The sequence below is a fragment of the Arcobacter sp. CECT 8985 genome, from assembly GCF_004116495.1.
Classification (GTDB): Bacteria; Campylobacterota; Campylobacteria; order Campylobacterales; family Arcobacteraceae; genus Malaciobacter.
Genome location: NZ_PDKC01000027.1, coordinates 1 through 22687, shown reverse-complemented (window position 1 = coordinate 22687; position 22687 = coordinate 1). Strand labels below are relative to the sequence as shown.

24 protein-coding genes and 1 pseudogene are annotated in these 22687 nt (G+C 25.7%); 11 read left to right on the top strand and 14 right to left on the bottom strand.

The features are described 5' to 3' along the window. Positions 1 to 75: 75 nt before the first annotated feature. The 3 genes from CRU93_RS11000 to rpsT all read right to left on the bottom strand — a co-directional run bounded on the left by CRU93_RS11000 (position 76) and on the right by rpsT (position 3592). The gene (locus CRU93_RS11000) at positions 76 to 1827 is read right to left on the bottom strand and encodes a bifunctional diguanylate cyclase/phosphodiesterase (RefSeq protein ID WP_129104252.1); all 1752 of its coding nucleotides are present in this window, start codon (positions 1825 to 1827) and stop codon (positions 76 to 78) included. 421 nt (positions 1828 to 2248) lie between these two features. Beyond that, on the bottom strand, positions 2249 to 3316 hold the full coding sequence (gene prfA / locus CRU93_RS10995; RefSeq protein WP_129104251.1) for a peptide chain release factor 1: 1068 nt from the start codon (positions 3314 to 3316) through the stop codon (positions 2249 to 2251). Between the two features lie 15 nt (positions 3317 to 3331). Continuing rightward, positions 3332 to 3592 carry a 30S ribosomal protein S20 gene (gene rpsT / locus CRU93_RS10990; protein ID WP_129104250.1) on the bottom strand — a complete coding sequence of 87 codons (261 nt, stop codon included), beginning with the start codon at positions 3590 to 3592 and terminating at the stop codon, positions 3332 to 3334. An 85-nt stretch (positions 3593 to 3677) separates the two neighbouring features. On the opposite strand from rpsT, the gene glmM reads away from it, so the two are divergent. Genes glmM through mobA form a run of 4 tightly spaced genes read left to right on the top strand, consistent with a single transcriptional unit; the run spans position 3678 to position 7373 of the window. Next, positions 3678 to 5012, top strand: a complete 1335-nt coding sequence (glmM, locus tag CRU93_RS10985; RefSeq protein ID WP_129104249.1) for a phosphoglucosamine mutase — start codon at positions 3678 to 3680, stop codon at positions 5010 to 5012. Then, complete coding sequence (gene lspA / locus CRU93_RS10980) at positions 5009 to 5467, top strand: signal peptidase II (RefSeq protein WP_129104248.1); 459 nt, start codon at positions 5009 to 5011, stop codon at positions 5465 to 5467. The genes glmM and lspA overlap by 4 nt, the downstream gene beginning before the upstream one ends. A 59-nt stretch (positions 5468 to 5526) precedes the next feature. Continuing rightward, positions 5527 to 6795 carry a 3-isopropylmalate dehydratase large subunit gene (gene leuC, locus CRU93_RS10975; RefSeq protein WP_129104247.1) on the top strand — a complete coding sequence of 423 codons (1269 nt, stop codon included), beginning with the start codon at positions 5527 to 5529 and terminating at the stop codon, positions 6793 to 6795. A 2-nt stretch (positions 6796 to 6797) separates the two neighbouring features. Beyond that, positions 6798 to 7373, top strand: a complete 576-nt coding sequence (mobA, locus tag CRU93_RS10970; RefSeq protein WP_129104246.1) for a molybdenum cofactor guanylyltransferase MobA — start codon at positions 6798 to 6800, stop codon at positions 7371 to 7373. Positions 7374 to 7427: 54 nt separating this feature from the next. On the opposite strand, the gene rplT is transcribed toward mobA, so the two are convergent. The 4 genes from rplT to thrS all read right to left on the bottom strand — a co-directional run bounded on the left by rplT (position 7428) and on the right by thrS (position 10556). After that, entirely contained in the window at positions 7428 to 7787 is a 360-nt protein-coding gene (rplT, locus tag CRU93_RS10965) for a 50S ribosomal protein L20 (RefSeq protein ID WP_129104245.1), read from the bottom strand. 96 nt (positions 7788 to 7883) lie between these two features. Beyond that, complete coding sequence (gene rpmI / locus CRU93_RS10960; RefSeq protein WP_129104244.1) at positions 7884 to 8081, bottom strand: 50S ribosomal protein L35; 198 nt, start codon at positions 8079 to 8081, stop codon at positions 7884 to 7886. 133 nt (positions 8082 to 8214) lie between these two features. Beyond that, complete coding sequence (gene infC, locus CRU93_RS10955; RefSeq protein ID WP_258238900.1) at positions 8215 to 8751, bottom strand: translation initiation factor IF-3; 537 nt, start codon at positions 8749 to 8751, stop codon at positions 8215 to 8217. Continuing rightward, on the bottom strand, positions 8748 to 10556 hold the full coding sequence (thrS, locus tag CRU93_RS10950; RefSeq protein ID WP_129104243.1) for a threonine--tRNA ligase: 1809 nt from the start codon (positions 10554 to 10556) through the stop codon (positions 8748 to 8750). The genes infC and thrS overlap by 4 nt, the downstream gene beginning before the upstream one ends. Positions 10557 to 10687: 131 nt before the next feature. On the opposite strand from thrS, the gene CRU93_RS10945 reads away from it, so the two are divergent. From CRU93_RS10945 to CRU93_RS10915, 7 genes are all read left to right on the top strand, one after another. Beyond that, positions 10688 to 11200 carry a hypothetical protein gene (locus CRU93_RS10945; RefSeq protein ID WP_129104242.1) on the top strand — a complete coding sequence of 171 codons (513 nt, stop codon included), beginning with the start codon at positions 10688 to 10690 and terminating at the stop codon, positions 11198 to 11200. A 27-nt stretch (positions 11201 to 11227) separates the two neighbouring features. After that, positions 11228 to 12556, top strand: a complete 1329-nt coding sequence (locus CRU93_RS10940; RefSeq protein ID WP_129104241.1) for an NFACT RNA binding domain-containing protein — start codon at positions 11228 to 11230, stop codon at positions 12554 to 12556. A 66-nt stretch (positions 12557 to 12622) separates the two neighbouring features. Beyond that, positions 12623 to 13024: a hypothetical protein gene (locus CRU93_RS10935; RefSeq protein WP_129104240.1), complete on the top strand. Its 402-nt coding sequence runs from the start codon at positions 12623 to 12625 to the stop codon at positions 13022 to 13024. Positions 13025 to 13121: 97 nt separating this feature from the next. Next, complete coding sequence (locus CRU93_RS10930) at positions 13122 to 14069, top strand: dialkylrecorsinol condensing enzyme (protein ID WP_129104239.1); 948 nt, start codon at positions 13122 to 13124, stop codon at positions 14067 to 14069. Between the two features lies 1 nt (position 14070). Beyond that, positions 14071 to 15210, top strand: coding sequence for a beta-ketoacyl-ACP synthase III (locus CRU93_RS10925; RefSeq protein ID WP_129104238.1), 1140 nt, complete (start codon positions 14071 to 14073; stop codon positions 15208 to 15210). Further along, entirely contained in the window at positions 15210 to 15593 is a 384-nt protein-coding gene (locus tag CRU93_RS10920; RefSeq protein ID WP_129104237.1) for a hypothetical protein, read from the top strand. Before CRU93_RS10925 ends, CRU93_RS10920 begins: the two co-directional genes overlap by 1 nt. Next, positions 15590 to 16582, top strand: a complete 993-nt coding sequence (locus tag CRU93_RS10915) for a BtrH N-terminal domain-containing protein (protein WP_129104236.1) — start codon at positions 15590 to 15592, stop codon at positions 16580 to 16582. The genes CRU93_RS10920 and CRU93_RS10915 overlap by 4 nt, the downstream gene beginning before the upstream one ends. Before the next feature lie 7 nt (positions 16583 to 16589). On the opposite strand, the gene CRU93_RS10910 is transcribed toward CRU93_RS10915, so the two are convergent. From CRU93_RS10910 to CRU93_RS14185, 7 genes and pseudogenes are all read right to left on the bottom strand, one after another. Then, entirely contained in the window at positions 16590 to 17426 is an 837-nt protein-coding gene (locus CRU93_RS10910) for a hypothetical protein (RefSeq protein ID WP_129104235.1), read from the bottom strand. A gap of 2 nt (positions 17427 to 17428) precedes the next feature. After that, entirely contained in the window at positions 17429 to 18574 is a 1146-nt protein-coding gene (locus CRU93_RS10905) for a beta-ketoacyl synthase N-terminal-like domain-containing protein (protein ID WP_258238899.1), read from the bottom strand. Between the two features lie 2 nt (positions 18575 to 18576). Then, complete coding sequence (locus CRU93_RS10900) at positions 18577 to 18843, bottom strand: phosphopantetheine-binding protein (protein WP_129104233.1); 267 nt, start codon at positions 18841 to 18843, stop codon at positions 18577 to 18579. Next, positions 18844 to 20007, bottom strand: coding sequence for an ABC transporter permease (locus CRU93_RS10895; protein WP_129104232.1), 1164 nt, complete (start codon positions 20005 to 20007; stop codon positions 18844 to 18846). Further along, entirely contained in the window at positions 20007 to 20864 is an 858-nt protein-coding gene (locus CRU93_RS10890) for an ABC transporter ATP-binding protein (RefSeq protein WP_129104231.1), read from the bottom strand. Before CRU93_RS10890 ends, CRU93_RS10895 begins: the two co-directional genes overlap by 1 nt. 31 nt (positions 20865 to 20895) lie before the next feature. Further along, positions 20896 to 22113 (bottom strand): AMP-binding protein, encoded by a 1218-nt coding sequence (locus CRU93_RS10885; protein WP_129104230.1) that lies wholly within the window; start codon positions 22111 to 22113, stop codon positions 20896 to 20898. After that, a pseudogene (locus CRU93_RS14185) lies at positions 22094 to 22687 on the bottom strand (hypothetical protein); the annotation flags it as partial. The gene CRU93_RS10885 and the pseudogene CRU93_RS14185, both read right to left, overlap by 20 nt.

The following is a 22687-nucleotide window of genomic DNA, read 5'->3' as shown; positions in this document are numbered from 1 at the left end:
AAGTGTATTAAGTAATATGTATATACTTATTTTATAAAATTTTTAAAATTTTATAAAATAAGAGTTACAAGCTGGTTACATAGTAATAGCACAGCCAAGAGGTGTTTCTAATTGTTTAGAAGCTTTTTTTATTTTTCCTAAAATAGAATCTAAATTATTTGGATTTGATTTTGGTGTTATTTCTATTATTGCAGAGCTTACACTAAGTAAATTGAACTCTCTTACAACTCCAAATCGATCTTTTGTTTTTATATATCCATTATAAATATCTTCATCGTCATATAAACTACTTACATTCTCTTTGAATTGTTTTTGAATTTCTTCAATCTTTTTATGAACTTTTTCATATTTCTTTCCTTTAAAACCTACAAAAAAATCATCTCCTCCAATATGAGCAATTAAAGAGCTTTTATTAAGCTCTTTTTGTAATAGTTCTGAAAATATTAGAATAGCTCTATCTCCTTGTCTAAAGCCATAATAATCATTAAAAGGTTTAAAATCATTAAAATCAAAATATATAATATGTGTTATCTCATTTGATTTAAAACTATCTTGTATAAAACTGTCAATTTTATTATTACCTGGTAGTTTGGTTAATGGATTTTGATTTTGTGCAATTTCAATATTTCTTTTATATGAAAGTGAAAGTAAATTATTTACATTTATAAATCCATGGTATTTATTCTCTTTTGTTACAAATATACCTTTTGATTCATTTCCTCTTAGATTAAACATTTCTAATGTTTTATCAATTCCCCATGATATTTCTATTGATAGAGTTGATTTTATATATGAACTAAGGTTTGAGCTAAAAGATTTATTTTGTGCAAGTGAAATTCCATACTGTGAATAGGATAATTTTTTTATATCAACTTCATAAATTACTCCAATCAATTCATTTTCTTCATTTATTATTGGAACAAATGTATTTGTTGGATACTCTTTAAAGTATAAAAACAAATCATAAAGTGAAGCATTTATATTTAAAGGTTCAATATATTTGATATAATCATCTTCAATTAAATTGTTGGTAAGTTTTCTTTTATCATTTTTAAATAAATTCGGTATATTTTCATAGGTACTTTTAATTTTACTTATTTCTAATGTTGGTCTAGCAACTAGAAAACCTTGAATAAAATCAATATTTATATCTTTACAAGTATAATATTCACCAATTTCTTCTATTCCTTCTGCTATTACTTTAATTCCCATGACATGAGCCATATCAACAATAGAAGAGCAAAATAATTTTTTTCTTGAATCTTTATTTATATTTCTTATGAAAAATCTATCAAGTTTTATATAGTGTGCTTCACTTAAATACAATAATTCAAGCCCTGATATTCCAGTTCCAAAATCATCAATAGCAATATGAAAACCTTCATTTTTGTAATTATTAAGGATTTTATTAATCATCATTTTATTTTGCATAGTACCATTTTCAGTGATTTCAAAACAGATAGAATCTTCTTTTATATTGAGTTCACGTAGTATATTTGAAGTATTTCCTTCTTTAAAATCAGGCATAAATAAAAGTCTATTATCTAAATTATAAAATAGTTTTAAATTAGTAATCTTAATGTGTCCAAATTTTTCAAATGCTTTTTTTCTTAACATTAAATCAATTTTATAAAGTATTTGTTTATCAAATAAATTATCAAATAAATCAGGAATAGTTTTAAACCCTAAGTTTTGATAACCTCTAATCAATGCTTCAACTGCATATATTTTACCGGTTCTTGTATTTACTATAGGTTGAAATGCATAATCTAGTTTATCTATTAATATTGTAAAATCATTCTGTTTTTCATATTTAGGTAATGTCATATTAAATAGCCTTTTTTAGTTATATATATAGATCTTTATTATTTGTTCGCGTAAATATTAAAGACCTATATATATAACAATAAGAACTAGAATTTATATACTTTTTTATTGATATACTCTTTTTATGATACAAATTTTTTATATAAAAATATAATGATTTTGAAATTGTATAATGAATTATTTTATTGTATTTTTTAGAATGTGAAATATAAAATGAGTTTTTTTTTAAGGTATTTATAGCATTTTGTATTATTGTAAATATTACACTTAGAAATATTACAAAAGTATTTTTTTTAAGTGTCATTTCCAATCTCCATAAATATTTAATTGGAAAATTATAATATTAATAAGTTACATTTTGATTACTATTATTAGGTTTAGTTATAAATATAATTTTTTTATGTAGAAAAAGCAAAGGCAATTATATGCCATTTGCTTCCATAAGTTTTGTTTGATAGTCAGCGATTAATGGATTAATAATTTCATCAAATAATCCATCATTCATTATGTATTCAAGTCTATAAAGTGTAAGGTTAATTCTGTGGTCTGATATTCTATTTTGTGGATAGTTATATGTTCTAATTCTTCCACTTCTATCTCCAGTACCAACTTGGGCTTTTCTATCTGCACCTTCTTGAGCCATTTTCTCTTGCATTTGTAAATCATAAAGTCTTGCTTTTAGAACTTTCATGGCTTTTTCTTTATTCTTATGTTGTGATTTTTGATCTTGGTTAGTAACAACAATTCCACTTGGAATGTGTGTAATTCTAACTGCACTATCTGTAGTATTAACAGATTGTCCTCCACAACCACTTGATCTCATAACATCTATTTTTAAATCATTTGGACTTATATCTACTTCAACATCATCAACTTCTGGCATTACTGCAACAGTAATTGCTGATGTATGAACTCTCCCTTGTGATTCAGTAGCTGGCACCCTTTGAACTCTATGAGTACCACCTTCAAACTTAAGTTTACTATAGGCATGATCACCTTTTATAAGTAATACAAGTTCTTTGTATCCGCCAGCTTCACTCTCACTAGAGTTCATAACTTCAACTTTCCAGCCATTGTTCTCTGCGTATCTTAAGTAACCTCTAAATAAGTCACTAACAAAAATAGCAGCTTCATCACCACCAGTTCCAGCTCTAAGTTCTAAATAGATATTTTTATCGTCATTAGGATCTTTTGGAACCATTAGAATTTTTATTTCTTCTTCAATTTGTGGTTTTCTAGCTTCAAGCTCTTTTAATTCTTCTTTTGCAAGTTCACCTAGTTCAGGATCTTCAAGAAGTATTTTATTCTCTTCAATATCATTTACTGTTTGAATATACTCTTGTGCTTTATTAACAATTGGTTCAATTGATGATTGCTCTTTTGATAGATGTGTCATTCTTTTTATGTCAGATGTTATTTCTGGTGAGATTAACAATTTGTTAATCTCTTCATATCTATCAATAAAAGGCTGTAGTTTTTCTTTTAACATTAATTTATTTCAAAATTATAAAGAATTAACTTTAACTTGTAATCTACTAATTTTTCTAGCAGCATTACCTTTTTTTAGTACACCTTTGCTTACGCAGTGATGGATATATTTATTTGCAGTTTTGATTGCTTCAGATGCTTTTTCTTTGTCATTTGCTTCAACTGCAGATAATACATCTTTAGTTATGTTTTTGATTCTAGTTTTATAGAATCTATTTCTTTCAGTTCTAACTTTTGTTTGTCTAGCTCTTTTTTCAGCAGATTTATGATTTGCCATTTTAGTTTAACCTCTTTGTAAAAAATTTAAGGGTAGAATATTACCTAAAATAACTTTAAATTAAGTTTAAATTTAGGAAGGTTTAATGAAACTATTTGGAACTGATGGTGTTAGAGGTAAAGCAGGTGATTTTTTAGATTCAATAACTACAATGAAACTTGCCATGTCTGCTGGAATCTACTTTAGAAAGCATTCTACAACAAATAAAATATTAGTTGGTAAAGATACAAGACGAAGTGGATATATGATTGAAAATGCCCTAGTATCAGGACTTACAGCAGTTGGTTATGATGTAATACAGATAGGGCCAATGCCAACTCCTGCAATTGCATATTTAACTGAAAGTATGAGATGCGATGCTGGAATTATGATTAGTGCTTCCCATAATCCTTATGATGATAATGGAATTAAGTTCTTTGATAATCATGGAAATAAATTAAATATAGATTGTGAAAAAGAGATAGAAAAAATATTTGCAGACAAAGAATATATCAATTCTCAACAAAAAATAGGAAGGGAAATTGGTTCTTCAAAAAGAATTGATGATGTAATTGGACGATATATTGTGTCAATCAAAAGTTCTTTTCCAAGAGATTTGACTTTGCAAGGATTAAGAATTGTTCTTGATTGTGCAAATGGAGCAGCTTACAAAGTTGGACCTACAATTTTAGAAGAATTAGGTGCAGAAGTAATTACTATAAACAATAAGCCTAATGGATACAATATAAATGAAGATTGTGGTGCATTGCATCCTAAAAATGTTGGTAAAGTTGTATTAGAAACTAGAGCTGATTTAGGAATTGCATTAGATGGAGATGCAGATAGACTTGTAATTATTGATGAAGAAGGAAATGTTGTATCAGGTGATAAACTTCTTGGGGCTTTATGCACATATTTGAAAAATGAAAATAAATTAGTAGGTGACTCTTGTGTTGCAACAGTAATGAGTAATCAAGCATTGCAAGATTATTTGAAAACACAAAAATTAGAATTAATTAGAACAGATGTTGGCGATAAAAATGTTCTAGAAGGAATGAAAAAAAATAATATTAATTTTGGTGGAGAACAAAGTGGACATATTATCTTCTCAAATGTTGCAAAAACAGGAGATGGTCTAGCTTCAGCATTACAAGTATTAGCATTAATGGTAAAAAGTGGTAAAAAAGCAAGTGAAGTTTTAAATCCTTTTGAACTTTATCCTCAGGTGTTAGAAAATATTGTAGTAAGTGAAAAGAAACCATTAAATGAAATTGAAGGTTTAAACAAATTAGAAGAAGAAATAAAAAAACTTGGAATGCGAGATTTAATTAGATATTCTGGAACTGAGAAAAAATTAAGAGTATTACTAGAAGGAAAAGATAAAAAGCAAGTTGAAAAATACATGCAAAAATTAGTGGAGTTTTTTAAAAATAAACTATGAAAAAAATCTTTTTAGTACTGTTTTTATTTATTCTTGTTTTTATTCTTGACCAATTTATAAAATATGGATTTGTATATTTTGATTGGGGATATGAAGGTAAATTTTTATCTTTACAATTAGCATATAATCATGGTGTAGCTTTTTCAATGTTTTCATTTTTAAAACAGTATTTGAAATATATCCAATTATTTATGTTATTTGCAGGAATAATATATTTATATTTTAATAAAGCAGTTTTTGAAAAATATTTTATTGCAATTGCTCTTTTGTACGCAGGTGGCTTGTCAAATATTCTAGATAGATTTACATATGGCGCTGTAGTTGATTATATCTATTGGCATTATGGTTTTGAATTTGCAATTTTTAATTTTGCTGATATGATAATTAATCTTGCCGTTGCAATAATAATTTGTCAACAAATATTTAAGAAAAATAAACAGAAGGAAAGTCTTTAGGAGGCTTAACTAAAATTTAGATATAATCGCAGAAATTTATATATATAAGTAGGTAATAAATGGGACAAACAATAACAGAAAAAATATTTAGTGAGCATGTAGGAAGAGAAGTACATGCAGGAGAAATCATTAGATGTAATATTGATATGGTAATTGGTAATGATATTACTACACCTATATCAATTAAAGCATTTGAACAAAGCGGCAAAGATAAACTTGCTAATCCAGATGGCTTCGCAATTGTTCTTGATCACTTTATTCCAGCAAAAGATATAGCTAGTGCAAACCAAGCAAAAATCTCTAGAGATTTTGCAATGAAACATAATTTAAAAAACTTTTTTGATGAAAAAGATATGGGAATTGAACATGCATTATTACCAGAAAAAGGATTAGTTCTTCCAGGTGATGTAATTATTGGAGCAGATTCTCATACATGTACACATGGGGCACTTGGTGCATTTAGTACAGGAATGGGAAGTACAGATATTTCATTTGGTATGATAACAGGTGGAAATTGGTTTAAAGTTCCTGAATCAATAAAAGTAGTATTTAATGGTAAACCAAGTGAATATGTAACTGGTAAAGATTTAATCTTAGAAGTTATTAGAATTTTAGGTGTTGATGGAGCACTTTATAAAACTTTAGAGTTTACTGGAAGTACAATTCCTTATTTAACAATGGATGATAGATTTTCATTATGTAATATGGCAATTGAGGCAGGTGCTAAAAATGGTATTGTTGCATATGATGAAGTTACTAAAGAATTTTTGGATAGTAGAGATTCTTTAAGAGATGAACCAAAAATTCACTATAGTGATGATGACGCAACTTATTCTCAAATTATAGAAATTGATGTGGCAAATTTAGAACCAGTAATTGCATATCCTTTCTTACCTTCAAATGGACATTCAGTATCTCAAGCAGTTTCAGATGAAATTAGAGTAGATCAAGTATTTATTGGGTCTTGTACAAATGGTAGATTAAGTGACTTTGCAGTAGCTGCAAAAATTTTAAAAGACAAAAAAGTAGCAAGACATGTAAGACTTATTTTAACTCCTGGAACTCAAAAAATCTTAAGAGAAGCGACAAAGCTTGGATATATTGACACTTTAGTTGATGCAGGTGCTGTTGTTTCAAATCCAACATGTGGTGCGTGTCTTGGTGGATATATGGGTATTTTAGGAGATAATGAAGTATGTATCTCTACAACAAATAGAAATTTTGTTGGAAGAATGGGAAGTAGAAGTTCTAAAATTTATCTAGCAAATAGTGCAGTTGCTGCAGCAAGTGCAATTTCTGGATATATTACTGATCCTAACTCATTATAATTATGAAACCACAATTTGATCTGCCTTGTGTAATTTTATGTGGTGGAAAAAGCTCAAGAATGAAAGAAGATAAATCTCTTCTTCCATTTGCAAATGAAACTTCTTTAGCAAAATATCAATACAATCGTTTGAAGCCATATTTTAAGAAAATATATTTATCTTGTAAAAATAATAAATTTGATTTTGAAGCTGATTTAATAATTGAAGAAAATGATATATACTCTCCAATTGTTGGACTTAATACAATATTTAATAAATTAGAAGATGATAAAATATTTATTATTACTGTAGATACGCCATTAGTGCAAATCTCATCAATAAAAAGTTTGATTGATCAATCTATTGGATTTGATGTAACAGTGCCTAGAACTGAAAGAACACACAGTTTATGTGGAGTTTTTTCAAGTAATATAATTTCTTTAACTAAAAAGATGTTAGATGATGATTTTCATAAAGTAGGATATTTATTAAATAATTTAAATACAAAGATTATTGATTTTTTTAATGATGATGAGTTTATAAATTTGAATAAACCAGAAGATTATAAAAAAGCCTTAACTTTAATTAATAAGGCATAAAAAAAGGTAAATAAGAAAACTTATTTACCTTTTTTATATATTTTGCAAATTTAATTATGCTGCAAGTGCTTCTTTTGCTTTTACAACTAATGATGCGAATGCTTCTGCATCGTTCATAGCCATATCTGCTAAGATTTTTCTGTCTAATTCAATATTAGCTAATTTTAATCCATTCATGAATCTTGAATAGTTAATATCATTTAGTCTACAAGCAGCGTTGATTCTAATGATCCAAAGTTTTCTAATATCTCTTTTCTTTTGTCTTCTATCTCTATAAGCATATACTAATGAATGCTCTAACTGCTCTTTAGCTTTTCTAAAGTGTTTTCTTCTACCACTAAAAAAACCTTTAGCTTGTTTTAATACTTTTTTGTGTCTTCTTCTTCTAACTATACCAGTTTTAACTCTAGGCATATTTTTCCTTTCTTTACCATTTTTTAATTAGGTGTCGATTACTTTAATCGAACTTGTCCACCGTATTGTGGAGGGACTAAGTAATTTTATTAAAAATTACGCTTGGTTTAACATTTTTTTAACTCTTGCATTATCTACAGATGCAACAGTTTGTGGACCTCTTAGGTTTCTTTTTCTTTTTTGGCTCTTTTTAGTTAAGATATGGCTTCTAAAAGCTGATCCTCTTTTGATAGAACCATTTTTTTTCACTTTAAATCTCTTTAAAGCTCCACTATTAGATTTCATCTTTGGCATTGTGGAATCCTTTCTTTAAATTTGCATTTTCATAATATGAAAAAGTGAGTGATTTTACTTAAAAAAAGCTTAAGTTATTATTAAGTGAGTAGAATAGAGAAGAAATATTTAATCTTCTCTATTTATAATGTAGTTATTTTTTTTCTTCTTTTTTAGGAAAAACTTGCATATTTACAAATCTTCCTTCTTGTTTAGGTTCAGCTTCTCTAACTCCATAGTCTTCAAGCATTGGCCATATTTTTTCAAGTACTTCAACTCCCGCTTCTGGATGAGCCATTTCTCTACCTTTTAGAAATACTCTACATTTTACATGGTAACCTTTTTCTAAGAATTCAATTGCATGTTTAACTTTATAGTTAATATCATTTTCTGCAATTTTAACAGAAAATTTTACTTCTTTTACAACAATAACTTTCTGTTTTTTCTTAGCTTCTTTTTTCTTTTTTTCTTCTTGGTATTTAAATTTACCATAATCCATAATTTTAACAACAGGTGGTTTTGCTGTTGCTGCAATTAATACTAAGTCTAGCCCTTGTTCTTCTGCTGCAGCTAGTGCATCTTTTGTAGAAATAATACCATAATTAGTTCCATCATCAGATGTACATCTAACCTCTTTTACTTTAATGTCTTCGTTCATTAGAACTTCGTCTTTTTTATTGTTTCGACTCAAATTTCACATCCTTTTTTGATTTCTTCTAACATTGAAATAAACTCCTCTTTTGACATGTTTGACTGCTCTCTCTTTCTTCTGTCTCTTAATGCTATTGAGTTGTTTTGAACCTCTTCATCTCCCAGTACAACAATCATCGGAACTCTTTGCTTTTCAGCCATTCTGATTCTTTTGTTTAAACTTTCATTCATACTAAAGATTTTTGAATCAATCTCTTTATATAAAAGTTCTTTTTGAAGTTGTTTTGCATACTCAACGTGAGTATCTGCAATAGGTACAAATATAACTTCAGTTGGTGCAATAACAAATGGAAACTCTCCAGCACAATGCTCTGTAAGAATACCAATAAATCTTTCAAAAGAACCTAAAATGGCTCTATGAATCATCACAGGTTGTTCTTTTTCACCTTTATCGTTAATATATTCTACATTAAATCTACTTGGTAAGTTCATATCAACTTGAACCGTACCACATTGCCATTTTCTACCAATAGCATCTAAAATTTTGATGTCAATTTTTGGACCATAAAATGCTCCTCCACCTTCATCAATACCGTAATGTAGACCTTCAGAATCAAGTGCATCCATGATTCCTTTAGTTGTTTTCTCCCAGAATGTATCATCACCAATTGCTTTTTTAGGCTTAGTTGATACTTCCATCTCATATTTGAAATCAAATAGTTTCATTAATGAATCAACAAACTCTAATACATCAATAATAACATCTTTAACTTGATCTTGAGTACAAAAAATATGTGCATCATCTTGAGTAAATTCTCTTACTCTAAATAATCCATGCATTGCTCCACTCATCTCATGTCTATGAACAACACCATATTCAAATAATTTTTTTGGTAAATCTTTATATGATACTAAATCATTTTTAAATATTTGAATATGACCTACACAGTTCATAGGTTTAATTCCATATTCTTGTTCATCAATTTCAGTAAAATACATATTTTCTTTATAGTTATCATAGTGGCCAGATATTTTCCACATATTAGCTTTAAGAATTTCTGGACCACGTACAGGTTCATAACCCCTAACTCTATGTGCTTTATAAAGTAATTTTTCTAATTTACTTCTTAATCTTGAACCATTAGGCAACCACATAGGAAGTCCAGCACCAACATCATCGTTAAATGTAAATAGTTCTAATTGAGTTCCTAATTTTCTATGATCTCTTTTTTTAGCTTCTTCAAGCATTCTTGTATAATCATTTAGCTCTTTTTTATCAAAAAATGCAATACCATATATTCTAGTAATCATCTCATTTTCTTCATTACCACCAAGATAAGCTCCAGCTATTCTTGTTAGTTTGAAGTATCTAATCATTCTAGTATTTGGAACATGAGGACCTCTACATAAGTCTTCAAAATCTCCTTGTTTATATATAGTTAAAGTATCATCTGTGATATTTTTTAATACAGCTTGTTTTAATTCATCATTTTGGAATTTTTTTAGGATCTCTTCTTTGGTCGTTTCATATCTTTGAATTGGTAGCTTAGCATTTGCTAGCTCTTTCATTTTCTTTTCGATTGTCGTCAAATCTTCTTCTGATATCTTTGAATCGACTTTAAAATCGTAATAAAATCCTTCTTTTACGACAGGACCAACAAAGAATTTTGCTTCTGGATATAACTGTTTAATAGCTTGAGCCATTAAGTGAGCACAAGAGTGTCTTAGAATCTCTAAAGATTCAGCAGAATTATCACTTTTGATTTCCTCACCAGTTATATTTAAAGCTTCCGCAGTCTGAAGGTCATATATTTTACCTTCACTTAATACACCAATAGGTTCCAATAATTTCCTTTATTTTATAAAATTTTGCAAGTATTTCATCGCAATACTATAGATTTATTACATTTTAGCGCAATTGCACTTAAATTTAATCTTAATAACAATTTATTAATAAAGTTTGGGTAAAATAAAGAATGATTTTAAATTTATCTAAAATAAAAACTGAAGCTTTACTACTGTTTTGCAAAGATTTGATTTTATCTTATAAAGATAATGAAGCGAAACTTTTTGATGTTCCAACACATATAGATAAATATATAACATCTATAAGTGAAGATATATTAAAACAAATAAAAACAGTTACATTTGAAAATGAACATTACATTAATAATAAAAACCATTATAGAATTAAAGCTGTTTTAAGAAGTTATAATTATATTAATAGTGAAATTTCAAACTATCTTGCAAAAGACTCTACATTTAACCCTGCTATGTTATATCTTGCACTTTTAGCTGTTTGGTTTAAAGAATTAGATAAAGAGAAAAACTCAAAAGAGTTTATATATTTTACATTGTTCCCTTATTCAAATATGTATGACAAGCTTTTACTTGAAGTAAAAAATGATGAATTCAAAAAGATTAATATAAAAATGATGGATATTGCAGAAAACGTAATTTTTAATTATGATAGACTCTCTTTAAAATAAAATATAAAATACAAAAAGTGATTAGCCGTGAAATACTATATAATAAAGCAATTAGTTAATTATCTAAAAGATAATTTAAAAAATATAAAATTAGTTAAAAGAATTGATAATAATACAATTTTAATAGAGTATAACAATGCTCAATATATATATTTTGATATGACAAAAGGACAAAGTACCTCTTATAAAAAAAATAGTAGAGCAAATATTAAAAAAGATTTTAATGCTCCTTTTGATGTTTTATTACAAAAAAGATTTATTAATTCAAAAGTAGAAGATGTATATATATATAATGAGGATAAAGTTATTAATATAAAAGTAAACTCCTCTTCTTCTTATAAAAAACTAACAACAATCTTACAATTAGAATTTACAGGTAAACATACAAATATTATCATATTAGATGAAAATAGAGTAGTTCTTGAAGCATTAAGACATGTTGATGAATTCTCTTCAAGTAGAGTTGTAAAAGTAGGACATAAACTTGATGAAATTCCAAAACAAGATTTTGTGTTTAAAGAAGATAGCGTTGAAGATATTGAAGATTATTTATATAAAATTTATGAGCAAAAAGAACAAAAAAATTTACAAAATCTAAAAAAACAAAAGCTTCAAGTTTTAAATAAAAAAGTTAATAAATTAAAAAATCTTATTGATAAATTGCCAAAAAAAGAGTACTTAGAAAAAGAGTCTGAAAAATTATATAATGATGCAAATATAATTTTAGGGAATTTACATAATATTAAACCATATCAAAAAATACTAGAAGCTTACGATTATGATGGGAATGAAGTAAAAATAGAATTAAAACAAGATTTAAGTGCTTCAACATATGCAAATGAATTATTTAAGAAAGCAAAAAGAGTAAAACAAAAATCGATAAATGTAATTATTGAAAAGAAAAATCTAGAAGAAAAATATGACTTTTTAACAAGAATGATTAAAAATATTGAAAAATCATCATCAATAGATGAAGTGGAATTTTTAGTTCCTAAAAAACAAAAAAATCAGACGAAAACTTCAAAACAACAACACTTCGAATTATTTTTCTATAATGGATATAGAATAATGTTAGGAAGAAATGAAAGAGAAAATATATATTTATTAAAAAATTCAAAAGCAAGTGATTTTTGGTTTCATCTAAAAGATAGAAGTTCATGTCATGTTATAGTTCAAAATAGTAAAAAAACTTTACCAGAAGATGTAATATTTAAAGCTTCTCAATTATGTGCTAAATTCTCAGTAGAGTTTTCAGGAAATTACTTAGTAGATTATACACAAAGAAGAAATGTAAAGATACAATCAGGAGCAAATGTACTATATAATCCATATATTACAATTTCAGTTGAGATATAAATATATTAATAAATATGTAAATTAATAATTGATAAAATTGATAACATTAAAAGATAGGAGAATAATGTGAAAAAAACATTTAGTTTGTTAGGATTACTTTTAGCTATTATGCTAATGGTGACTGGTTGTGGAACAGCTTTAGTTCAAAATGTTGACAATAGTGGATTTACTTCTAAAAGTCTATCTCTATCAAAAGTTGAAAATGCTATTAAAAAAGGTGCAATTAGAAAAGGTTGGAGAACAAAAAAAATTAAATCAGGTCTAATTGTTGCGGATATTACTGTAAGAGGAAAACATTATGTTGCAGTAAATATTGCATATAATTCAAAAGGTTATAAAATTTCATATAGAGATAGTAAAAATATGGATTATGATCCAGCAAAAAATACAATTCATCCAAACTATAATAAATGGGTGGCTTATTTACAAAGAAATATTAATTATGAACTAACAATATTAGATAAATAATAGTGAGTTATTTGATAGATTTATCATACAAATAGCTAGCTACTAGTTTAATGAAAATTTGGTATAATATAGTATTTTATAATGCAAAAGAGATAATTTGAATAAAAAAGTATTAGTTATATCCTATTCACAAACTGGGCAATTAGATAGATTAACACAAAGTGTTATAAGTCCTTTGAAAAAAGATAAAGATGTTGAGGTTGTAGTAAAAAATATTCAACCTGTAAATCCTTATCCTTTTCCTTGGGATTTTATGACATTTATGGATACCTTTCCTGAATCTGTCTACTTAGACCCCCCAGAAATATTACCAATAGAAGATGATGAAAATGATTATGATTTAGTTATTTTACCTTATCAAGTTTGGTTTTTATCTCCTTCCTTACCAATAACAGCTTTTTTGAAAAGTGATTATGCAAAAAGAAAATTACGTAATAAACCAGTAATAACATTAATTGGTTGTAGAAATATGTGGATAATGGCACAAGAAAAAGTAAAAGGAATGTTAAAACAATTAAATGCAATATTAATTGATAATATCGTTTTGATTGATCAAGGAGACTCTTTTTCTACATTTGTTACAACTCCTAGATGGATGTTAACAGGTAAAAAAGATAGTTTATGGAATTTATTCCCAAAAGCAGGAATCTCAAATAGAGAAATAGAAGATGCAAAAAGATTTGGGAATGCAATAAAATATGCATTACAAAATAATAAAGAAAAAAATAATAGACCAATTTGTGATGGATTAAGAGCAGTTAATGTAGATGTGAAATTGATAAAAAGCGAAAAAATTGCGACAAAAAGTTTTAAAATTTGGGGTGGATTAATAAGAAAAATCGGTCCTTTCGGAAGTAAAAAAAGAAGACCAGTTGTAATGTTATATGTGGTGTTTTTATTATTGATTATTTTGACAATTGTTCCTTTAAATATGTTAATTCAAACGATATTAAGAAAAATAGATAAACAAAAAGTTTTAAAGCAAAAAGAGTTTTATGAGTTACCATCTGGTAATGGTGACTATAGAATGAAGGAATTTTTATAAGATGAGTAAAGTATATATAAATAATGTACAAAAGTTTATGCCAAATGAACCTGTATTAAATGATGAGATAGAGGATTATTTAGGCTATATCGGTGGCAAAAAATCTAAAGCAAAAAATATTGTTTTAAAAAGTAATGGAATAAAAAGAAGATTTTATGTTTTAGAGAAACATACATTAAAACCATTATTTACAAATGCACAGATAACTGCAAATGCAATTAAAAAATTACAAAATGATAATTTTTCTATAGATAAAATTGAAGCATTATCTTGTGGAACTACTTCTCCTGATCAATTAATGCCTGGACATACTTTAATGGTTCAAGGAGAATTAGGAATAAATAAAATTGAGACAATTAGTACTTCTGGAATTTGTTTAAGTGGAATAAATGCATTAAAATATATATACTATGGAATTAAGTCAGGTGAATTATCAAATGGTGTGTCAACTGGATCAGAAACTTCATCAATGATTTTAAACTCTAATAATTTTAAAAAAGAGTCTGATTATAAAGATTTAGAAAAAAAGCCTGGAATTGAGTTTGAAAAAGATTTTTTAAGATGGATGCTTTCAGATGGTGCAGGAGCAATGCTTTTAGAAAATAAACCAAATGAAAATAAATTATCTTTAGAAGTAAAATGGATTGATATTTTATCTTATGCAGGTGAAATGCCAATTTGTATGTATAGTGGATGTGAAGTTGACGAAAATAATAATGTTACTTCTTGGAGAGCATTTGAGCAAGAAGAAGTGATGAATAAATCTCTTCTTTCTGTAAAACAAAATGTAAAATTATTAAATGAAAATATAATTGAATATACAGTTACAAAACCTTTAAGTGATGTAATTAAAAAAAGAGGAATAAGTGTAGATGATGTTGATTACTTTTTACCTCACTATTCCTCTACATTTTTTAGAAATAAAGTATATGAAGGTATGAAACAAGCTAATTTTGAAATTCCATATGAAAAATGGTTCACTAATTTAACAGAATTTGGAAACACAGGAAGTGCTTCTATTTATATAATACTTGAAGAGTTATTTAATTCAAATAGATTGAAAAAGTCTGACAAGATACTTTGCTATATTCCAGAAAGTGGGAGATTTTCAACTTCATTTATGTATTTAGAAGTTGTTTAATGGAAAAAATTAATATTCCAAAAGAAGAGAATAAAATTCTTGAAGGACAACAAAAAGTAATGTATGTTGCCGATGAAGAAGGATTTCATACAGAAAATTATGGAAGTAGTGTAGAAGAGTTTGCTACACAAACTGCAGTTGAAGAGTTTGAATTATTAGCAAAAGAGAGTTTAGAAAATAAATTAAGTTCGCCAATTGAATATTTTATGTATAAAAATAGAATGGATATCTCCACATTGGCAAGTGTAATGGGAATATTCTCTTTTAGAGTTAAAAGACATTTAAAAATGAAAAAATTTCAAAAGTTAAATGATAAATTATTAAATAAATATGCAATTGCACTTAATATAACAATTGAAGAGCTAAAGGGGTTAAAAGTATGATTAAAGAGTTTGAACATTCTCAATTTGCACATTGTGAAAGTGGTGTAATTTCAACTCTTCTTACTAGTTATGGCTTAAAATTATCAGAACCAATGGCTTTTGGAATTACTAGTTCTTTATCATTTGTATATTTACCTATTGCAAAAATTAGTAATATGCCTTTAATTGCTTATAGACAATTACCAAAAAATATAATAAATAGAATATCTAAAGTATTAGATATAAAAATGGTAAAGATGAGTTTTAAAAATGAAAAAGATGCAAATAAAGAATTAGAAAGGCTTTTAGATAAAAATCAACTAGTTGGATTACAAACTTCAGTTTTTTATTTACCTTATTTCCCTAAAGATATGAGATTTCATTTTAATGCACATAATTTACTTGTTTTTAAAAAGGAGGGTACAAAATATTATATTTCTGATCCTGTTTTTGAACATTTAGTTGAGTGTGAAGAGAAAGATTTAAATAAAGCTAGATTTGCAAAGGGTATTTTTGCCCCAAAAGGTTTTTTATATTATCCTACAAATATTCCTACAAATATTGATTTTGCAAAAATCATAAAAAAAGCAATCATAAAAAATGCAAAATCTTTATTGACTCCTTTCCCTTATGCTGGAATAAAAGGGATGACTAAACTTGCAAAAAAGATAAAATCTTTAAATGTATACAATAATGAACGATATATTAAAAATTTTTTAACGCACATTGTAAGAATGCAAGAAGAAATAGGAACTGGAGGTGGAGGTTTCCGTTTCTTATATGCTGCATTTTTGAAAGAATCTATAAAATATGAGATTGATGAAGATATATTAAAAGAATCATCCGAATTATTTGTAAAATCTGGAAATACTTTAAGAGAATTTGCCTTATTATGTGTAGAATCAAGTAAAAAACCACAGAAATTTGATGCGTCTAAGGTTGCAAATAAATTAATCGAAGCTTCAAATTATGAAAAAGAAGCTGCTAAATTATTATTGAAGCTAAAGTAATATTACTTTAGTCTTCAAATAAAACTTTTATTACTATTACTTTATTATTTTTATCTTTTGCTATATGAATAGTATCTTTTTTATTTTTTATAATTTTTAATATATTTAATACTCCTTCACATCCATAATATATATTTGATAATACAATATTTTTATTTTTTATGATTTCAGAAAGATTTTTATCTAAATATGCAAAGCTATTTAATGAAATAGAATCTGTATCAAAACTAATATTTTCAATAAGTTCTTTAACAGAATAAAACTCTTTTATATATTCAATTTTTCCTAGGTTATTTTCTTTTTGTTTATTTGTATATATCCAGCAACTTCCCTCTTTTATCTCTTTATTTAAAGGATTTTCAATATACGAACAGTAGTTATGAATATTTTCAACAGATTCATCAACAGCTCCAATTAATGCCTCATTTATATCATTTGTATCAAGATCAAATTTTGCAAGTTGTAAAGTTTTTTCAAATCCTAAAGTTTCATTCATCAAAACCATATTTTTACCATTGAAATTTAAAGCTTTTGCAACATAAAAACTAACATTATTAACATTAATATTCAAAAAATCAAAAGGCATAATAATAAAATCTTTTTCATTTACTGTATCAATCACTTTGCATACATCTGTAATAGGTCCATTTTCAGTAGAAATATATATTCCACTATTTCCAAGAGTATTAATATTTTTCATGCAAAGTAAAGCACCATAAACAGATAAAATATTAAATTTACTAGATCTTCTTAGATTAATTGATGAAATCTGTTTTAATAGAGCTCTATACTCCTTGATGTCTTTTTTTTCATTTAATATCTTTGCTGATGCGTGAATATACATAACTAATCCTTATTTGAAAGAATAATTGAACTATTATTCCCACCAAAAGCCACATAATTAAATAAAATTGTTGCTTTATTATTGAACTTTTCATTTTCCAAAATTGGAGTAAATTTAACATCTTCAGCAGGCGTTTCAAATCCAAATGTTGCAGGTAAAAAACCTTTTTTTAATGCATATAACATTAATACAATTTCATTTGTTCCACATGCTCCAAGAGTATGACCAATTAAAGGTTTTAAAGATGTAACTCTTGTAGTTGTTTTATATTTATCAAAAAGAAGTTTAATTGCTCTTGCTTCTGATAAGTTATTATTTTCACTTCCTGTTGCATGAGCTTTTATACAGTCAATATCTTTTAGTCCTAAGTTTGCTTTTTCTAAAGTTGAATCTAAAGTGTTAAAAATAGGAATACCTGTTGGATCACTTGTTGTTTCAGAATAGTTGTCACAGATATTCGATGAACTAATATATTTAAAATCATTTTTATTTTTTTTATTCTCATCAATAATAATTGCAGAACAACCTTCTCCTAAAATTATTCCATCACTATTAATATCAAAAGGTCTATAAATACCTTTTTTAGAAAGTAACATTAATGATGAAAAGCCTCCAAAAGTAGATTTATTAAATAGTTCAAGTCCTATTACCAATGCTCTTTTAATCTGTTTTTGCTCTATAAGTCGTGAAGCATAAGAAAGTGCATTTGTTGCAGATGTGCATGCTGTTGCAAAAAGTGTTGCTTTATATTTTGAATCTATTAAATCTTCAATATATGTTCCAATGGGGCCATTACCAATCTCTTTATATTTTATACTAGATTTATTGTTTATAAAATTATTACAATATTCTTCATTTGTAGCAATATCCATAGAAGTAGAACCAATAAAAATATGTAACTCTTTTTGTTGATCTTTTGTAAGACCAGCCTCTTTTATGGCATCAAATACTATTTTTTTTAATATTTGTTCATACTTGTCTTTTTTTGTCTCATAATCATTATTTATTGGATAATATAGTTTATCTTTAAAAATATTTTTTATTCTTTTTAAATAATTGTCTTGATTAATAGATATTAAATTATTTGTAATATCTTGAAAATTATCTCCAAGATTACAAACTAATGAACTTCCAATAATATAACTCAAATTTACTCCGGTTGCACGTAGTCTGCCAATGTATTAATTGACTCCATAATTTTTCTTAGTTTTTTACTATCATTTGTATCAACACCATATTTTTTATGTAAAGCCATTGAAATTTGTAAAGCATCCATAGAGTCTAATTCTAAAGAAGAACTACTTCCAAATAGTATTTCATCATCTTTTATATCATTAGGTTCTATATCTTTATCGCACTCTTCAACTATAAGTTTTTTAAGTTCAATTTTTAAGTTATTATCTTTAGATCCTATCATTTAACTCCTTTTTTTTAATAAGAAATATGCAATTAATAGACAAATTATAGCAAAAATTATCATTTTATATATGTAAGTAGAAATATCATTAAAATTACCACCTCTTACAAAAACTTCTAAAAAACTTTGCAAACCCCATGCCATAGGTGAATACTCTGTTGCCTCTTGCATAAATAAAGGCATGACAAATTTAGGTACCATTATTCCACCAAGTGCGGCTAAAATTATATTTGAAACACCACCATAAGTAGTTGCTTCTTCTGTAGTTTTACTTATATTTGCAATTAATAGTGCAAAAGATATTGATGTAAGACTAACTACACTTGATACAATAAAAATCATTAAATAGTTACCTAAAATTACTAATTTATCTCCACCTAACATTGGTACTATATATATACCAACTAAAATCATAAAAATTACTTGTATTTGATTTATAATATAATAAGGAAAGATTTTGCTAATTAAAATTGGTAAAAATGAGACATTTATACTTCTTATTCTATTTATTGTTCCAAAATTTTTTTCATTAATAAAAGTATTTGATATTGGAATAAGAATAAAAAACATTGAAAAAACTAACCAAGCAGGAACACTTTGCTGAACTGAAGTTGGTTTTAGATCAATTTTTTTATTTTTATAAACAATATTATTTTGAATAAAACTATTTAAATCATTCATAGATTTAGATTCAATTTTTTGTACTTTTAATAATTGCTTTAATACAGTTGTTTTTATAGAAGATACAATAATACTTTTTATTAATGAAATCTTTTGTTGTTGTGTATCTGGCTTTGAATATAAATGAATTTTAAAATCCTGTTTTGCTGATTTAACTTTTAAAATATAATTGCTTTCTATATTTATTAAAAAATCAAAGTTTTTTTTATATAAAAGTGATTTATTATCATCATTTGTATTAATATATGTAGCTTTAAAAAAACTATTTTTATTTATATCTTTTATTAAAGTTTTAATACTACTACTATTTTTATTTGATAATATTGCGACTTTTAACTTTACATCAATTGTGTTTGAATAGCTATTTTTTAAAGCTAAAGACATTATTAGTATAAAAAGTGTTGGCATAATAAAAAGAACTAAAAGGGCATGAATATCTCTTAAGATTAGTGTAAATTCTTTTTTTAGTAAATATTTAAACATTAGTCTCTTAAATCCTGTTTTGTTAAATTTAAAAACATCTCTTCTAAATTTTTATATCCAAAATCTATATTTTTGATATTTCTATTTTCAAGTGATTTTATATATTCAGTAAATTTATTATAATCATTTTTTATGTCTATTTCAGTTGTTGTTTCATCATCAAATTTAATTGTTATTTTTGAATTTTTGTTAATTAAATCATCTTTTTTATCTTGTAAAATTATTTTACCTTTATCTAAGATAGCAATTTCATCACATAAAAACTCTACTTCTTCCATATAATGGGAAGTATAAATTATTGTTGTTTTTTTCTTTTTATTAATATTTTTTATTACATTTAAAATATATTTTCTTGATTGAGGGTCAATTCCTACTGTTGGTTCATCTAAATATAAAATTTTAGGATCATTTAATAAACCAATAGCAATATTTAGTCTTCTTTTTAAGCCACCTGAATAAGTATATGCTTGACGATTAATATATTTTTCTAATGAGGTTGCATTGATGCAATAATCAATTCTTTCTTTTAATTTATTAGATTTTAGTCCATAAAGTGCACCAAAAAATTCTAAATTTTCATATGTAGTAAGTTTAGGATAAAAAGCATAAGTTTGAGGAACATAACTACTAATTGATTTTATATTTTCCCCATGTTTATCTAAATCAAAACCTTCAATATTAATTTGACCACTATTCTTATTAATTAAAAAATTTAAAATTGATACTAAAGTAGTTTTCCCTGCACCATTTGGTCCTAATAATCCGAAAATACTACCTTTTTGTATACTTAAATTTAAATTATCAAGTATTAAGTGCTTTTTATAAGTTTTAGTTAGATTTTTTATCTCTATTGACATTTACCATCTTTTTTTGAAAGTATAACAAAAGTTATATTATTTTCAATTTTTTACCAATAGTTGATGTTGGTATTTTATCTACTAATTTTAGTTTAATAGAAAATTTTAAATTTGATAGATTTTTCTTTAAAAATAGTTTTATATCTTTTGATGTGAAATCTTTTTTTGTTTCTAAAGTAATATCTAATATTTCATCTTTAAACTCATTATTTGAGTTATTTACAAATACGAGTGCTTTTTGAATATCTTTATGTTCTTCTAAAATTTGTTCAATCTGAATTGTTGAATATCTTTTTCCTGCAATTTTAAGTATTTGAGAACTTCTTCCTATAAGTTTAAACCTATTGTCTTTTTGAATTTCTACATAATCAAATGTTTGAATTTCTCCATTAATATCTTTAAAATCTTTTTCAAAAATTGTTGTAGAAACAAAAGGTGATTTTATTTTTAGTTCACTTTCTTTATTTGTTGATATCTCTACTTTTTCATATGGTGTCCATAACTCTTCATCATTAAATTTATATGAAATTCCACCTGTTTCAGTAGAACCAAATATGTGCATTACTTTTGTATTGAATTTTGTAGCAAACTCTTTTGCATTTTGTTTATCCAAAGGTCCAGTTGAGCTAACAAATAGTGAATCTTTTAAATCTTTTGAAGCGCTTATTTGATTTAAAGCTTTTATATAAAGAGGAGTTGTAATTATTAAAGAGTTCTCTTCTATTATATTTAATAAATCATTAGGTAAAAAGTGCTCTTTAAGCACAATATCAAGGTCATTTAATAATGGATAAATAAGTCCAAATAGTGTTCCATAAATATGAATAAATGGTACAGTAACAATAACTTTTTTAATATTATAATCTTTTAACATTTTTGTTAATATTCTAATTTCACTTTCTAAATGTTCTTTTGTTTTTAAAGCACCTGTTGGTTCTCCTGTACTTCCACTAGTAAAATACATCATAGAAAAATCTTTATCATCAAAGATAGTTATATGTTCAAAAGATGATTCAAATTTTGGAATATTTAAATTTTCTAGTTTTTTTGTTATTATTTTATTTGTATGGTCAAAAACTATTGATTTTGCATTACTATGATATGCTTTTATCATATTTATTGCATTCTCTGCTTTTTTTTCAGAGCTTATATAACTAACATGATTAGTTAGCTTTTTATCAAATAAATCTTTTTTATTTAAAGAAAATTCATCTATTGTTAAATCATCATTATGAACGATTAGTTTCATTTTTATACCTTTTTGAAAATATTAATAATATAGTTATACTAATAACTGCGATTGTAGTTACCATTCCAATGGATTTTAAAGAGTTTATTTGACTAAATATTAAAACTCCAAATCCAGCAAATGTACTAAGAAGAGAGTATGCAATTGCTTTATTCGTTTGTAAAGTTGCATCTTTTGAAAAGTAGATACCATAATCAATGCTCAAAGCTAAGATTATAAAAATCATAAAAATATGTAAAATATTAAATTCTACAAAATATGAGTAATAAAGAATAATTGATATTGGAAATAAAATAAAATTAACTGCATTAAAAAATCTTTTTTTTGTAACAATATATAAAATTATAAATATTATAAATAAAGTTATACTTCCTAATAAAAGAAGATTATTTTTACTATCTTGTAGTGATTTTTCAAAAAGCATAGAAAAGCTTAGCACATATATAAAATCTTTACTCTTTACCAAATCTAAATCAGCTTTTTTTATATCTGTTGATATATAAAAATTGTTGTTTATTTTTAATACATCAATATCTAATTTTTCTAAACTTTTTATAGTATAAGATGGTAACTC

Excerpts from the sequence above, each read along its gene's own strand:
- CRU93_RS11000 (WP_129104252.1), bottom strand. The coding sequence starts at position 1,827 with ATGACATTACCTAAATATGAAAAACAGAATGATTTTACAATATTAATA.
- prfA (WP_129104251.1), bottom strand. The coding sequence starts at position 3,316 with ATGTTAAAAGAAAAACTACAGCCTTTTATTGATAGATATGAAGAGATT.
- rpsT (WP_129104250.1), bottom strand. The coding sequence starts at position 3,592 with ATGGCAAATCATAAATCTGCTGAAAAAAGAGCTAGACAAACAAAAGTT.
- glmM (WP_129104249.1), top strand. The coding sequence starts at position 3,678 with ATGAAACTATTTGGAACTGATGGTGTTAGAGGTAAAGCAGGTGATTTT.
- lspA (WP_129104248.1), top strand. The coding sequence starts at position 5,009 with ATGAAAAAAATCTTTTTAGTACTGTTTTTATTTATTCTTGTTTTTATT.
- leuC (WP_129104247.1), top strand. The coding sequence starts at position 5,527 with ATGGGACAAACAATAACAGAAAAAATATTTAGTGAGCATGTAGGAAGA.
- mobA (WP_129104246.1), top strand. The coding sequence starts at position 6,798 with ATGAAACCACAATTTGATCTGCCTTGTGTAATTTTATGTGGTGGAAAA.
- rplT (WP_129104245.1), bottom strand. The coding sequence starts at position 7,787 with ATGCCTAGAGTTAAAACTGGTATAGTTAGAAGAAGAAGACACAAAAAA.
- rpmI (WP_129104244.1), bottom strand. The coding sequence starts at position 8,081 with ATGCCAAAGATGAAATCTAATAGTGGAGCTTTAAAGAGATTTAAAGTG.
- CRU93_RS10945 (WP_129104242.1), top strand. The coding sequence starts at position 10,688 with ATGATTTTAAATTTATCTAAAATAAAAACTGAAGCTTTACTACTGTTT.
- CRU93_RS10925 (WP_129104238.1), top strand. The coding sequence starts at position 14,071 with ATGAGTAAAGTATATATAAATAATGTACAAAAGTTTATGCCAAATGAA.
- CRU93_RS10920 (WP_129104237.1), top strand. The coding sequence starts at position 15,210 with ATGGAAAAAATTAATATTCCAAAAGAAGAGAATAAAATTCTTGAAGGA.
- CRU93_RS10915 (WP_129104236.1), top strand. The coding sequence starts at position 15,590 with ATGATTAAAGAGTTTGAACATTCTCAATTTGCACATTGTGAAAGTGGT.
- CRU93_RS10910 (WP_129104235.1), bottom strand. The coding sequence starts at position 17,426 with ATGTATATTCACGCATCAGCAAAGATATTAAATGAAAAAAAAGACATC.
- CRU93_RS10900 (WP_129104233.1), bottom strand. The coding sequence starts at position 18,843 with ATGATAGGATCTAAAGATAATAACTTAAAAATTGAACTTAAAAAACTT.
- CRU93_RS10895 (WP_129104232.1), bottom strand. The coding sequence starts at position 20,007 with ATGTTTAAATATTTACTAAAAAAAGAATTTACACTAATCTTAAGAGAT.
- CRU93_RS10890 (WP_129104231.1), bottom strand. The coding sequence starts at position 20,864 with ATGTCAATAGAGATAAAAAATCTAACTAAAACTTATAAAAAGCACTTA.
- CRU93_RS10885 (WP_129104230.1), bottom strand. The coding sequence starts at position 22,113 with ATGAAACTAATCGTTCATAATGATGATTTAACAATAGATGAATTTTCT.